Origin of the sequence: Mucilaginibacter xinganensis (assembly GCF_002257585.1) — a bacterium.
Lineage (GTDB): Bacteria > Bacteroidota > Bacteroidia > Sphingobacteriales > Sphingobacteriaceae > Mucilaginibacter > Mucilaginibacter xinganensis.
On sequence record NZ_CP022743.1, the window covers coordinates 1041299 to 1054724 of the forward strand.

General features: G+C 41.3%; 13 protein-coding genes. 4 read left to right on the forward strand and 9 right to left on the reverse strand.

What is annotated here, in order from left to right; translation table 11 throughout:
* Positions 1-9 precede the first annotated feature (9 nt).
* Both atpG and MuYL_RS04575 read left to right on the forward strand, forming a co-directional pair.
* A complete protein-coding gene (gene atpG, locus MuYL_RS04570; RefSeq protein WP_094569404.1) occupies positions 10-909 on the forward strand; it encodes an ATP synthase F1 subunit gamma in 900 nt (299 codons plus the stop codon).
* Positions 910-1336: 427 nt separating this feature from the next.
* On the forward strand, positions 1337-1534 hold the full coding sequence (locus MuYL_RS04575) for a hypothetical protein (RefSeq protein ID WP_094569405.1): 198 nt from the start codon (positions 1337-1339) through the stop codon (positions 1532-1534).
* 4 nt (positions 1535-1538) lie between these two features.
* Here MuYL_RS04575 and MuYL_RS04580 read toward each other — a convergent pair whose 3' ends face one another.
* From MuYL_RS04580 to MuYL_RS04590, 3 genes are all read right to left on the reverse strand, one after another.
* Complete coding sequence (locus tag MuYL_RS04580) at positions 1539-3347, reverse strand: ABC transporter ATP-binding protein (RefSeq protein ID WP_094569406.1); 1809 nt, start codon at positions 3345-3347, stop codon at positions 1539-1541.
* Between the two features lie 89 nt (positions 3348-3436).
* Positions 3437-4210 (reverse strand): tRNA pseudouridine(38-40) synthase TruA, encoded by a 774-nt coding sequence (truA, locus tag MuYL_RS04585; RefSeq protein ID WP_094569407.1) that lies wholly within the window; start codon positions 4208-4210, stop codon positions 3437-3439.
* 91 nt (positions 4211-4301) lie between these two features.
* A complete protein-coding gene (locus MuYL_RS04590) occupies positions 4302-4820 on the reverse strand; it encodes a DUF892 family protein (RefSeq protein ID WP_094569408.1) in 519 nt (172 codons plus the stop codon).
* 111 nt (positions 4821-4931) lie between these two features.
* On the opposite strand from MuYL_RS04590, the gene MuYL_RS04595 reads away from it, so the two are divergent.
* Positions 4932-5399: a DUF4293 domain-containing protein gene (locus tag MuYL_RS04595; RefSeq protein ID WP_094569409.1), complete on the forward strand. Its 468-nt coding sequence runs from the start codon at positions 4932-4934 to the stop codon at positions 5397-5399.
* Between the two features lie 93 nt (positions 5400-5492).
* Here MuYL_RS04595 and MuYL_RS04600 read toward each other — a convergent pair whose 3' ends face one another.
* A complete protein-coding gene (locus MuYL_RS04600; protein ID WP_094572850.1) occupies positions 5493-6362 on the reverse strand; it encodes an alpha/beta fold hydrolase in 870 nt (289 codons plus the stop codon).
* A gap of 172 nt (positions 6363-6534) precedes the next feature.
* On the opposite strand from MuYL_RS04600, the gene MuYL_RS04605 reads away from it, so the two are divergent.
* On the forward strand, positions 6535-8361 hold the full coding sequence (locus tag MuYL_RS04605) for a DEAD/DEAH box helicase (RefSeq protein WP_094569410.1): 1827 nt from the start codon (positions 6535-6537) through the stop codon (positions 8359-8361).
* A 175-nt stretch (positions 8362-8536) separates the two neighbouring features.
* Here the strand turns inward: MuYL_RS04605 and MuYL_RS04610 are convergent, their stop codons facing one another.
* The 5 genes from MuYL_RS04610 to MuYL_RS04630 form a co-directional block, all read right to left on the reverse strand.
* Positions 8537-8860 carry a hypothetical protein gene (locus MuYL_RS04610; protein WP_094569411.1) on the reverse strand — a complete coding sequence of 108 codons (324 nt, stop codon included), beginning with the start codon at positions 8858-8860 and terminating at the stop codon, positions 8537-8539.
* A 52-nt stretch (positions 8861-8912) separates the two neighbouring features.
* Positions 8913-9227, reverse strand: coding sequence for a hypothetical protein (locus MuYL_RS04615; protein ID WP_094569412.1), 315 nt, complete (start codon positions 9225-9227; stop codon positions 8913-8915).
* A gap of 25 nt (positions 9228-9252) precedes the next feature.
* A complete protein-coding gene (locus MuYL_RS04620; protein WP_094569413.1) occupies positions 9253-10260 on the reverse strand; it encodes an NAD(P)H-dependent glycerol-3-phosphate dehydrogenase in 1008 nt (335 codons plus the stop codon).
* Between the two features lie 215 nt (positions 10261-10475).
* Entirely contained in the window at positions 10476-11807 is a 1332-nt protein-coding gene (locus MuYL_RS04625) for an efflux RND transporter periplasmic adaptor subunit (RefSeq protein WP_094569414.1), read from the reverse strand.
* A gap of 107 nt (positions 11808-11914) precedes the next feature.
* A complete protein-coding gene (locus MuYL_RS04630; RefSeq protein ID WP_094569415.1) occupies positions 11915-13357 on the reverse strand; it encodes a TolC family protein in 1443 nt (480 codons plus the stop codon).
* Positions 13358-13426 lie beyond the last annotated feature (69 nt).

Below are 13426 nucleotides of genomic sequence, written 5' to 3' on the forward strand. Positions count from 1 at the left end.
ACAAAAAGAATGGCTAATTTAAAAGAAGTAAGAAACAGGATTAAGTCTGTAAGTTCAACACAGCAGATCACCAAAGCCATGAAAATGGTTTCGGCGGCTAAGTTGAAACGGGCTACCAACGCTATTGTACAGTTACGCCCTTATGCCAATAAGCTTAAAGAGCTGCTGGCAAACTTGTCTGCGAGTATAGAAGATGGTTCATCGCCATTTTTACAGCAGCGCGAGCCAAATAAGGTATTGATAGTTGTGGTTTCATCAAACCGTGGTTTGGCTGGTGCTTTTAACGCCAACGTTATAAAAACAGCTAATAACCTGATAGCCGAAAAATACAGTGAGCAGTTAAGAGCCGGCAATGTATCAATCGTATCTATCGGTAAAAAAAGCCAGGAGTTTTATCAAAGGCGCAAATACAACGTTATAGGTAACAATAACGATTTGTACCTTGATCTGAACTTTGAAAATACATCTGTAATTACCCAAAGTATTATGGACGGATTTTTAAAAGGTGAGTACGACCGGGTTGAGTTGGTTTACAACCAATTTAAAAATGCTGCCATGCAGATATTAACTGTTGAGCAGTTGCTGCCGGTTCCCAAGCCTGAGCCTAAAAAAGAAGAAGCCAAAAAGGATTTGAGCCAGGAACAGGTTGATTACATATTTGAACCTTCGCAGGAAGCTATTGTTGAAGAGCTGATTCCTAAAAATATCAAAATACAGGTATATAAAGCGGTGCTTGACTCAAACGCCTCTGAACACGGCGCACGTATGACCGCAATGGACAAAGCAACCGAAAATGCCGGTGATTTGTTGAAGGCACTTAAACTGGCCTATAACCAGGCTCGCCAGGCTGCCATCACTACCGAGTTAACGGAAATTGTGAGTGGCGCGGCAGCGTTATCAGCTGAATAATTTATAAAGACTTTATATTCAAGGGCTTCTCTGCAAAGAGAGGCCTTTTTTGTTTTCCCTTGTAATTGGCAGCGCAGCTTTGAATATTATTTGTTACGCCAACGTAAAATACAGTATTTGCTTTATCAGTTAACCCGAATTTGATATAAGTATTAAACATATTCATTATCAGTTACTTGCATTTATTTATTAGCTTATAAAATTAAAAGTGCTGATAATCAGCATGTTCCATTTTGTTCCGGGTGTTCCGTGTGCAAAAATGGAACGCGCCAACGGCTCGGATACACAAAATTAACCAGTATAGTGAAAACGTGTGAACATACCAGTGGCATACCTTTCTATTCGCTCTGTACATTGCTGTTGCCATGCTGCGCCCGCAATGACATAAATAGTTAAACAAAGTTCTCCATTCGCTTGTTATTCCTTCATGACAAAGCCAGTAAACGCAATAGACAAACCTTCATCAACTGATAAGCCTGTTGATAAAGGTGGAAAAAGCAAAGTGAGAAAAGAAGATAAAAAATACAACGCTGATGAACCCCATAGCGGAGAGATTGCAAAAAAACACGAAAGGGATGAACAGCCTGTTGAGTCTGTAAAAAAAGCCCCGACCAAAGGTATCTAACTGTTTACTCGGCAGACTTAACAATTCCCGCTGAATTGAACTGCAAATCATATAGTTTGCGGTAGTAGCCATTTTCTATGCGTAGTAGTTCCTGGTGCGTTCCGCTTTCTTTAATCTCACCATGGTCAAGCACAATAATCTTATCGGCATTTTGAATAGTCGACAAGCGGTGAGCAATTACAATGGCTGTGCGGCCCTGCATAAGCTTGCTGATGGCGTTTTGGATCAGGATCTCTGTCTCTGTGTCAACAGATGAGGTCGCTTCATCCAGCACGAGGATGGTAGGGTTATACACCAAAGCCCTGATGAACGAAATTAATTGCGATTGCCCTGCAGAAAGGGTAGCACCCCGTTCCATCACGTTATAATCATAACCACCCGGCAGGCGTTCAATAAATTCATGTGCGCCAACGTCTTTGGCTGCCGCGATAATCTGCTCGCGGGTTATCGCCGGGTTATTTAAACTGATATTATTGGAAATGGTATCTGTAAATAAAAATACGTCCTGTATTACCGTTGCAATGTGCGAACGCAGGTAGTCGACATCATATTCCCTTATATCTGTGCCATCAACCTTAACTTCTCCTTTGCCAATTTCATAAAAACGGTTCAGAATATTGATGGTTGATGATTTACCGGCGCCGGTTGCACCAACCAATGCCAACGTTTTGCCCGGTTGCAAATGAAAGCTGATGTCTTTTAAAACCCAGTTTTCATCATTGTAAGCAAACCAAACATTTTTAAATTCAATTTCACCTTTTAATACTGGAGGGCGCAGCGTTCCGGTGTTAACGGCTACTTCGTCGGTGTCCAACACTTTAAAGATCCTGTCGGCACCAACCATCCCCATTTGCAGGGTGTTAAATTTATCAGCAAGCTGCCTGATGGGCCTGAAAAGTATATTTAAATAAACTATAAATTCAAGGATTGTCCCTGGGCTTACCCCAGTCGGAGAGGCTGAAAGCGCTTTTAGTTCCTGGTCACTCAGGATTCTTTTACAACCATACCAAACCATAAGGCCCATACAGCACGCAAAAAGGATTTCAACTACCGGAAAAAATATGGAGTAGTACCAGTTTGAGCGGATGTTTGCATCCCTGTATTTTATATTAACGGCTTTAAATTTGCGCATCTCCTGGTCTTCCCGGGCGAATAGCTGGATCACGCTCATGCCTGAGATATGTTCCGCCAGAAACGTATTCAATTGCGCTACCTGAGTACGTACTTCCTGGAAAGATGATTTTATAGCTTCCTTAAAAACGTAAGTAGAGAGGAATAAAAAAGGCATCGGGATCAGCGTGATAAGTGCCAGCTTCCAGTCTTTAAAGATCATAAAGCCGATAACTGCAACCACCAGCAGGAGGTCGCCCATAATAGATATGAGCCCTTCAGAGAAGATATCAGCAATAGTTTCCAGGTCAGAAACGGTTCGGGTAATCAGCATCCCAATTGGGGTACGGTCGAAATATTTTAACCGCAGACTTGTGATGTGGTTGAAAATGTCGATCCGCAGATCGCGGATAACAGACTGGCCCAGCGAATTGGTTAAGTAAGTTTGATAATATTGGGCTGCGGTTTGGATAACAAGCTGCCCTATCATCAGCTCCACCATAAAAATTAAGCCGCTGTAATTGTCCTTTAATATATAATTATCCAGCGTCTTTTGGATCAGAATGGGTTGGATCAGCGCACTGGCTGCCAAAAAGATAGTTAAAAATGCAGCTATAACAAAAGTGACATTATATGGCTTAACATAATGCATTACCCGCCTTAGCAGTTTCCAATCAAGTGCCTTCCCGGTAACTTCAGCCATTTATTGAATTAGTGATTTATTGAATTAGTGATTGGGACAATGACAAATTTAAATTTATATATTGAAAATTACCTTTCTGCTTTATCCTTTTACCTTTCACCAACAAAAGGATATCGTACCTCAGTTAAATAAAGTCCCCCTGCCGGTACTGACATGCCTGCATTGCTGCGGTTTTTGCTCTCAATGATGGTACGTACTGCCTCTGGTTCAATTTCATTACGGCCAACCATTAGCAATGTGCCTACTACGGCGCGAACCATGTTGCGTAAAAAGCGGTCGGCTGAAATGTGGAAGGCTATTCCACCATCTTTAAGTATCCATTCGGCATTTGTTATTTTGCAGTTATTAGTTTTTACCTGCGTGTTTGATTTGCTGAAGCAACTAAAATCTTTGTATTCCATCATTATGGCGGCAGCTTCATTCATTAAATCCAGGTCAGGCTCATCCCGTAATTCCCACGAGTATCCATTTTTAAAGGGATCTTTATGAAAATGGATCAGGTATTCATAACTACGCAAGGTGGCATCAAATCTTGCATGAGCTTCCGGAGCAACCGGGAAGATACTTTTTATGGCGATATCTTTCGGGAGAATGGAATTTAAACTCCTAATTATTGTGTTTGTTTCTCTCAAGGTCCATGGTACGTGATTCATAGCCTCGAAATCAAAATGCGCAAAAAACACTTTAGCATGTACGCCGGCATCTGTGCGGCCACAGCCTAATGTCTCGGTTGGCTGCCGTAAAACTGTGGATAGTGCCTTGTTTAAAACTTCCTGAACGGCAACTGCGTTTGGCTGCGTTTGCCAGCCGTGATAGTTAGTGCCGTCGTATGAAAGTTCAATGAAATAGCGTTGTGTGGTCACGAAACAAAGTTATGAAAAGTTGTACGCGTTATAAACGTGATAAGCTGCTTTTAACAACTATAACTTCTGCAACCTGGATAATAACTTCAATCTACGAGATATATTCCTTGTAGATCTGTTCAAACAAGATCTTGTTCTCAACAGCAATATCAAAGGGCTGATCTAAAAACGAGTTGTTGTAGCCTATGGCTTTAGCCAGGTTTTTCAAAACCTTAAAGTATGAGATCTCCACCCCCTCTATTTGCTGCAGGTAAAAAAGGATGAATACATCGCGTTCCATAGGTGTTTTGCCTTCCTTTATGGTTGCTAAATAAGCCTCCAGCGTTAAAGCTTTTATACCAAGTGTGTTGGTTTTTGATGGTTTCTCCTTTATCGCTGTGTAAATCTCGTCCATTTGCCCTATCTGGCTTTTGGTGTCTTCAATCGCTTCTTCTATAGCTTGTTTTAAAACTTCTAAAGTAGCAATTCCCTTCACCTCTATAAAAAAGTCTGTAAGGTGCTGTTTGCCATAGTAGATGTAGTTTAAATGTTCAAGGAATATCTTTTTTAAAAGGGAATCTTCCATGTGAACATCTTTCGGCTGTAACGAAGAAGATGCTGGATCGGCCATAACACTTTTAATTGAGGGGTTAATCAGGGATTAAAATTACAATATTTAATTGAATACATAACACATATAACAATCACTAAAACAATATATCTTTGTTTATAAATTAATTATATGTTACAACGAATACAAAGCATTTACCTGTTGCTTGCCAGCCTTGCACTGTTCGCACTATTCCTTTTCCCATTGGTACATAACGTATATGTTGATGCCAAGCCCATTACCTTAATGGTTACCGGCGTTTACCAGGATATTAACGGGCAAAATACGCATACGGAGTTTTTTTTAGGACTCACCATTGCAACTGCTATAGTTGCTTTATTGCCATTGGTGCTCATATTTTTGTATAAAAATCGTAAACAGCAAATAACGCTATGCTATATTGCTTTGGTAGCAATTGTTGGTTACAGTTTCTGGCTGTCACAGGCGGCAAAGAAAGTTATGGGCAGCGTTCAGATAGATACGCATAACTGGGGCATTGGGCTTTTCCTGTCTTCCATAAGTATGTTGTTAATCTTGCTGGCAATCCGCGCTATAAAATCAGATGAAAAGCTGGTAAAATCGGCCGATAGGTTGAGGTAGGGGAGAGTAGCTTAGTGAGTTATATTGGGTTGGTTAAGTATGGTAAGGTGTTAAACTTCAACCTAACCAACCCAATTAACGTTGCATCGCTGCTTAATTAAACCTGCCGTATCCCTCAATCTTGCGGTATGGCTTGGCAAAAAAGTCGCCGACCACCTGGTTAAACATATCTTTATAATAAATAGGTGTTGAATGTCCTGAATTTGGCAGGATCCATAAATAAGAATTCGGGATCAGGTCTGCTATTAGCATGGTATGTTTTGTTACTATCACATCGTGGTCGCCGCCGATAACAAGCGTCGGGCAACTGATCTTTTTTACATCGGCAATTTTAATGTGCGGCGCGTAAGTTAAAAGATGAAGCAGCTTAAGCTGATCTTTCATTTCGGGCGTAACATTCTTTATTTTTTTAATGGTATCCTGTCCCTTAAGATTCATCTTTAACGCGTAGTTATAAACAAACGGATCAACCGCACTGGTGTCCGGCCAAAGGTTGGCGCCTGTTACCGCCAGTTTTTTTACTTTTTCGGGATGGCGCATAGCAAGCATTAACCCTTCAATGCCGCCGTCGCTCCAGCCAATTACATTGCATTGCTTTAAGTTTAATTTATCAAGCAAGGCGTTCAGGTCATCGGTCATCATTTCATAGCTTAAAGAATCGGTATGATCGACAGACTTTCCCTGCGACCGGCTATCAGCAATAATTACCTGGTAGTTTTTAGCAAAGTAGGGTATCTGGTACAAAAAGTTATTGATAGAGCCGCCGTTGCCATGAATGATAAGCAGGGGTTCGCCTTTGCCGTATGTTTCGTAATACATCTTAAACCCGCGGATTTCGGCATACTTGCCAACCGCAGTATTTTTACCATACTTAGTGGTATCAAATGGCGATTTACCCTCCTGGGCGAAGCTGCGCCAGGCAATTAATGTGAACAATAAAACGAGTGTGATTTTTACTTTCATGATACGGGGGCTTAATAGTGTCAATAAAAATAACATTTTTATGTTTAAAGCGGTGTTTTTGAGTGATAAAATACCATAATCATAAATTTGAAAAATGGTATTTGAATTATAAATAATAATGTATACCTTTGCGCCCGATTTGGCGATGAAGCCAAATACGTTATTTAAATTCATGAACCCATTTATTAATCTGGGAATCCGTCATGATATTGTTAATGCCATCTCTGAGTTAGGATTTGAAAATCCTACGCCAATCCAGGAACAGTCAATTCCGGTATTGTTAACAGGCAGCAACGATTTTGTCGGATTAGCCCAAACCGGGACCGGTAAAACTGCTGCCTTCGGACTGCCACTATTAGAACTGCTGGACTTCGAAGTAAATTATCCGCAAGCACTTGTATTGTGCCCAACACGTGAACTCTGTTTACAGATCACGAATGACATTAAAAATTACTCCAAAAAAATGAACAACGTTAACGTTGTTGCAGTTTATGGCGGAGCAAGCATTTCTGACCAATTGCGCCAGATAAAACGCGGTGTGCAAATTGTTGTTGCCACACCTGGCCGTATGCTTGACATTATTAACCGTAAAGCGATTGATTTTTCGCAGGTTAGATTTGTTGTATTGGACGAGGCTGATGAGATGCTAAACATGGGCTTCCAGGAAGACATTGACAGTATTTTATCTACTACTCCTGACGAGAAAAAAACATGGCTGTTTTCAGCCACCATGCCTACCGAAGTTCGCCGCATCGCGAAAAAGTACATGAACGAGCCCTTTGAGCTTACCATGGGCACAAAAAATACAGGTAATGCCAATATCGAGCATGAGTACTACATAGTACGTGCCCGTGATAAATATGCTGCTTTTAAACGTATTGTTGATTTTAACCCTGATATTTTTGGTATCGTATTTTGCCGTACCAAAATAGAAACCCAGGATATTGCAGAAGCGTTGCTAAAAGACGGTTACAATGCCGATTCTTTACACGGTGACCTTTCGCAACAACAACGCGATAAGGTAATGAAACGCTACCGCGACCGCAGCCTGCAATTATTAATTGCTACTGACGTGGCTGCACGTGGTATTGACGTTAATGACGTTACACACGTTATTAACTACAGCTTGCCTGATGAAGTTGAGAATTACACCCACCGTAGCGGACGTACAGCTCGTGCCGGTAAAACAGGGGTATCAATCTCTATCATTAATGCAAAAGAATTAGGTAAGATCCGCCAGATTGAGCGCGGTTTAGGAAAGAAATTTGTTAAAGCTGAAATACCGACCGGTTTTGATGTTTGCGAAAAACAATTGTTCAGCATTGTACACAAAATACATGATGTACAGGTTAACGAGCAGCAGATTGAGCAATACCTGCCACGGATAATGGAGGAGTTTAAAGACTTAACCAAAGAGGATTTTATTAAACGCTTTGCATCAATTGAGTTTAACCGTTTCCTTGATTATTATAAAAATGCACCTGATCTTAACGCGCCGCTTGAAGAAGGCCGTCGTTTTGAAAGAGATGGTGAGCGTGCACCACGTGGTGAAGGCGCTGGCAAATCTGAATATACACGTTTGTTTATAAATCTGGGCTCGGTTGATGAGTTTAACCGCGGCGACTTGTTGGGTTACATCTGCAACCAGTCGAAAATAAGTGGCCGTACTGTAGGTAAGATCGATGTTAAGGGTGTTTATTCGTTTTTTGAAGTACCGAATGCCGACGTTGAGAAGGTAATGGGTGGCTTTAAAGAGGCCGAATTTAAAGGTCGGCCGGTACGGATAGAAATATCCGGCGAAGGCAGCAGCGAGCGTCGTGAAGGCGGCGGCGGTGGTTACCAACGCAGAGAAGGCGGCTACAACCGCGAAAGAAGCGGCGGTGGCGAAAGACGCGAAGGCGGTTACAAAGGCGGCGAAAGAAATGCCTCTGCTGGCGGTTTCCGTGACTTCTCCGGCAAACGCCGTGAAGACCGTGGCGAACGCAAAAGAAGATTTTAAGTTTAGTTTTTCATAAGTGCCTGGTGGTTCGGGCACAAGTTTAGTTTAGTTAGTTTGTTTGCAAACCCTCATTCGTAAGATTGGGGGTTTTTGCATTTTGGAGTTAGTGGTTAGAGAATGGAGATTATAGGTTAGTTAAGAAGCTTAGGATTTTAAAGATTAGTATCTTAACTACCTACTTGTTAAACTCTATAGCAACGGAATCAGGCCCCATCAGTTTAAGGTAGTGATCATCCAACTTCTGGATTAAAAAGGCGGTATATGGTTTATTTCCTTCAAACGAGGTGAAAATGGTATCCCCCTTAATAAAGTAGTCCTCAGCTATAGCTTCGCCATCATCCATTGTGAATGACTTATCGGTTATTTTTAATTTAGTACTGCCATCTTTTGATTGCCACTTACCCTGAAGCTTATTGTTTGAAGCGTTTGAAGTGCAAGCAGCCCAAAACAATGCAAAGGCACACGAAAGGTGAATTAAGATTAAAGCGTACTTTTTCATAGCAGTAATATCAGCACCCTTAAAAAGGGTGCTGATGAATTGATTTTTACAATTATTTGGCTTCAGGTTTATCCATCAATTGCGATTTTTTAAGATATACCCTGTGGCCTTTTTTGTTGATGTAATAGTAATGCGAATGTTCGTTTATGTAAACAGTTTGGCCATTGGGGCCGCATTTGCCTTCATATTTTTTATCAACTACTGCCGCAGCACCGCTAGCAGCAATCTGCGATGTTTTATGGCCAACCTTTGTAGCTGTTTTGCCTATTTTGTGGCCAAGTGTCGAATCTTTGTGAGTTTGCGCATTACTTTGTGTAAATGCAAAAATGCCTGCAGCAATCATTGCTACTTTAACTGCGTTTTTCATAGATATTTAAGTTAATTTAAATAAACTAACTCAAATGTTCTGCCAAATGTTTCATTTCCTGTGCCGGAGCCCTTTTTTGGTATAAAATAGCATAAACAGCATCACAAATGGGCATACTCACTTTGTACTGTTTGTTAACCTGTTGTAGGCAATTTACTGCATAATACCCCTCGGCAATCATATTCATTTCCAGTTGCGCCGATGTTACCGTGTACCCTTTGCCTATCATATTGCCAAAAGTCCGGTTACGGCTAAACTGCGAATAAGCAGTAACCAGCAAATCACCCAGATAAGCCGATTCCATTATGTCTCGGTTGATCGGATGAACGGCATCTACAAATCGTTTCAGTTCACGAATGGCATTTGCAATAAGCACCGCCTGGAAATTGTCGCCATAGCCAATGCCATGGCAAATACCGCTTGCTATGGCAAATATATTTTTTAATACGGCGCCGTATTCGGTGCCGTAAATATCGTCAGATACGATAGTTTTAATATACCGGGTATTAAACATGCCGGCAAACTCAGCGGCAAGCTCATGGTCGCGCGATGCAATAGTTAGATAAGAAAGTTTCTCAAGCGCTACTTCTTCCGCATGGCACGGACCGCTGATCACTATAAAATGATCAAAAGGGACATCATAATGCTGGTTTAGAAATTCGCCAATGATCAGGTTTTCGTCCGGTACGATCCCTTTAATTGCCGAAACTATTTTTTTGTCGGCAAGGTCAGCAGGGCTAATGCCTTTTAATGCCTCTTTTAAAAAAGCAGCGGGTACGTTAAGCAACACAAATTCGGCTTCGCTGATGATGCGCTTCAGGTCAGTAGAGATATTTTGGGCTGGAACGCCAATTTCAACCGAACTGAGGTAATTGGGATTATGTTTAAATTTTTGCAGGTGCTGAACAGCGCTTTCGCTCCTCATCCACCAAAAAATTTCCTTGTCGGTATGGTTATCGGTAAGTATTTTAACATTAGCTGTAGCCCAGCTTCCTCCGCCCACAACTGCTATCGTTTTCTTTTTGTTATTCATGGTTCAGTTGGCAATTTTAGTAAGCAGTTAGCGGCGACCAGGGTATCATTTACAATATTCATACCGGCTCACTGATAATTGTCAACAAAAATGTCCTGCCAGGTTTAATTGACAGGACAAATTTAGTGAAATATTGTTAAGTAGTTTGCAGTTTCCGGTATGCAGTTTGCAGTAAGTAGTGCTTAAACAAACTTTTCAAAACTGCCAATCGGCTGCTAATTTCCCGTTGGTACAAACAACTTGCTCTTATCTACTTTTTCAACGTCCATATTGTCTTTTAAAAGTTTTGATATGGTGGCAAATGGAGCCGAAACAACTTCGTCGCCGTTTTTAAGGCCTGATAATATCTGGATGTTGGTATCATCCTGGATCCCGGTTGTTACCAGCACCTGTTTTACTTTGCCTGCCTTGTAAACAAATACGTATTCTTTTACAGGTTCGCTAATGGCTGGTTTTGACTTGTCATCATCTTTTTTAACGCCTGTGCTATCCTTTTTCTCCTGGCGGGTAGTAACTGATTGAATAGGTACTGATAATGAATTGGTATGATTGGTATTAATGTCAACAGTAGCGGTTAATCCCGGGCGAAAAGGTACCTGGTTAGTTGCGGTTTTAACCAGCAACGCTTTGTATGATTCCGGGCTGATTCTTACTTTAACAGTAAAGTTAGTCACCTGGTCGGCATTGGTGCCAACCACGTTGGCCGAACTGCCTATTTCAATTACCTTACCGCCAAATGTTTTACCATAAAACGCATCTACTTCAATTTTTGACGAATCGCCAAGTTTAATGCGGTTAATATCATTTTCGTTTACATCAACATTTACGTCAAGTTGGCTCAAGTCTGATATGGTCATGATCTCGGTGCCTGCAAATTGCTGGGTACCTAAAACACGTTCGCCAATCTGGATGGATAATTTTGAAACTACACCGTCAACAGGTGCGTAAATGGTTGTTTTAGCAAGGTTATCCTGCGCTTCTTTAACCGATGCCTGTGACTGGGCAAGGCCATAGGTTGAACCTATAACATTTTGTTTTGCAGCTTCTAATGAAGCTTTTGCGCCTTCGTAATTTGCTTTGGCAGCGTCAAACTCCGCAGCAGTTAATACTTTGTTGTTATACAAAGCCTGGTCGCGTTTGTAAATTGATGCCTGGTTTGCAAAAGTGGCTTCTGCTTGTTTAAGCATCTGGCTTGAATTACCTACACTTGCTTTTTGAGTATTATACGAGGCCACAGCGCGATCATAGCCCGATTTTAAAATGTCAGGGCGAATCTTACAAAGCAACTGCCCTTTTTTTACCACGTCGCCTTCTTTTATCGGTAACTCAACAACCTCACCCGAAACTTCGGGGCTTATTTTTACCTCAACGTGCGGTTTGATTTTTCCGCTGGCCGATACTGACTCATTTATGTCACGGTTTGTGGCTTTTTCGGTTGCAACCTGTGTTTTTTGAGGCTTACCAATAACGCCTGCAACCTTAAGCACAATAAGCAAAACGATTAGTGCGCCTAATGAGATCAGAATATATTTTGTAGTTTTTCCCATGATTGTTTTATGATTTCAGATTTCGGAATTTCGATTTCGGATTTATTATTTTTATTTGAGATTTCTTTATTTTTTCTTTTGGCTTTTCCTGATTTTCAGACTTTTTCTTACAGTGTTATCGGATTACCTATGTAATAATCAATTACTTTGCTTCTGAATATCATCTGGTATTGCGCCGCAATCATATCATTTTGCGATTTATTGAAATTCGTCACTGCTGTATTGTAGTCCAGCGTGTTTACAAAGCCTGCATCGTAGCGTTGCTTGGTTACGTTCAGCGCTTCCTTGTTTGAGTTGAATGTTTGCAATGCCGATTGATAACTCTTCTCTGCAGCCTCAAGGTCAAGCACTGCCTGGATTATTGTTTTACTTAAGTTGTTTTTTGCTATCTGCGTAGTAAGCTCTGCATTTTGATAGTTGAGCTTAGCCTTATGTACGGAAGTACGCGTGGTAAACTTGTTAAAAATGGGTATTTGAACACTTAAACCAACTGATTGGTTAAAGTTGTCTCCAAACTGATTTGTAAATGAATATGGGCCGTATATAGGCTGAATCCCGCTGGTAACAACAGATTGTCCGGTTGCGGCAACCGTTCCAACTTGCTGGGTAAAAGGGGTGGTACCTATTATTTTCTGTTTGTTTTGGTTTGAATAATTTGATCCCGCGCCACCAAATAACGAAACCGTAGGATAGTACGCCCCCCTGGCAACTTTTATGGCCTGTGCTGATGTTTGCTGTTGCAGTTCGGCAAGGCGGATATCGGGATTAATAGTGAATGCTGTTTTTATCACCTCTGTGGCATCATATATGGTACGGATATTGGTCAGTTTACTGATATCCGGCTTTTCAACCGCGATCTGTGTTGAAGGATCCATTTCCATGTATTGTTTCAGGATCAGGATAGCCAGGTCGACCTGGTTTTGCGCGTTTGTTAAATTCAGCTCGGCAGTTGAAACCTGTGCTTTTGCCTGCGCAAGATCGGCAATGGTAGCGTTTTGCTGATCGTAGTTTTTCTGGGCGCGGTCTAATGTGATTTTGGCCAGTTCAATTTGCTGTTTTGCCGCAACAACAAGGTCCTGATCGGTAAGTATGGTAAGGTAATCGGTAACTACATTTAAAAGCAGGTCGTTTTTTACTTTGGCCGTGCTGGTTTTATTAACATCCAGCTGCAATTTATTTTGCAGGATCTGGTTCCTTAACTGCCCGCCCTGGAAAAGCGTAACAGAAACTGATGCCTGGCCATTGATGTATAAAAAGGACTGGCTGCTATAGGTGTAAGTGGTTAAGTTAGGGCTGCGGCCAAAGTTATAAGAAGCCTGCGGGTTAGCAGTTACAGACGGCAGCATATTGTATTTCGACTGTTTGTAATCTTCATTAGCAAGGCTCTCATTTACCACAGCCTGTTTAATAGTCAAGTTGTTGGCTAAAGTAAGATCAACCGCCTGCTGCAGGCTTATCACCCGCTGCGCATTTACTGTAAAACTCAGTAAGGTTAGGCATGCTATGCTTAAAATACTTACCCTTTTTAGTTTGAATATACGTTGTGTCATAAGGTTATATTTCTTCGTAGATCATGGCTGATGCTTTAATTGTCGCCGCAATCCTGATCTTTTATTTTA

What these genes read in the sequence shown, in the direction of transcription:
- atpG (WP_094569404.1), top strand. Translation starts at nt 10, where the DNA reads ATGGCTAATTTAAAAGAAGTAAGAAACAGGATTAAGTCTGTAAGTTCA.
- MuYL_RS04575 (WP_094569405.1), top strand. Translation starts at nt 1,337, where the DNA reads ATGACAAAGCCAGTAAACGCAATAGACAAACCTTCATCAACTGATAAG.
- MuYL_RS04580 (WP_094569406.1), bottom strand. Translation starts at nt 3,347, where the DNA reads ATGGCTGAAGTTACCGGGAAGGCACTTGATTGGAAACTGCTAAGGCGG.
- MuYL_RS04590 (WP_094569408.1), bottom strand. Translation starts at nt 4,820, where the DNA reads ATGGCCGATCCAGCATCTTCTTCGTTACAGCCGAAAGATGTTCACATG.
- MuYL_RS04595 (WP_094569409.1), top strand. Translation starts at nt 4,932, where the DNA reads ATGTTACAACGAATACAAAGCATTTACCTGTTGCTTGCCAGCCTTGCA.
- MuYL_RS04600 (WP_094572850.1), bottom strand. Translation starts at nt 6,362, where the DNA reads ATGAAAGTAAAAATCACACTCGTTTTATTGTTCACATTAATTGCCTGG.
- MuYL_RS04605 (WP_094569410.1), top strand. Translation starts at nt 6,535, where the DNA reads ATGAACCCATTTATTAATCTGGGAATCCGTCATGATATTGTTAATGCC.
- MuYL_RS04610 (WP_094569411.1), bottom strand. Translation starts at nt 8,860, where the DNA reads ATGAAAAAGTACGCTTTAATCTTAATTCACCTTTCGTGTGCCTTTGCA.
- MuYL_RS04615 (WP_094569412.1), bottom strand. Translation starts at nt 9,227, where the DNA reads ATGAAAAACGCAGTTAAAGTAGCAATGATTGCTGCAGGCATTTTTGCA.
- MuYL_RS04620 (WP_094569413.1), bottom strand. Translation starts at nt 10,260, where the DNA reads ATGAATAACAAAAAGAAAACGATAGCAGTTGTGGGCGGAGGAAGCTGG.
- MuYL_RS04625 (WP_094569414.1), bottom strand. Translation starts at nt 11,807, where the DNA reads ATGGGAAAAACTACAAAATATATTCTGATCTCATTAGGCGCACTAATC.
- MuYL_RS04630 (WP_094569415.1), bottom strand. Translation starts at nt 13,357, where the DNA reads ATGACACAACGTATATTCAAACTAAAAAGGGTAAGTATTTTAAGCATA.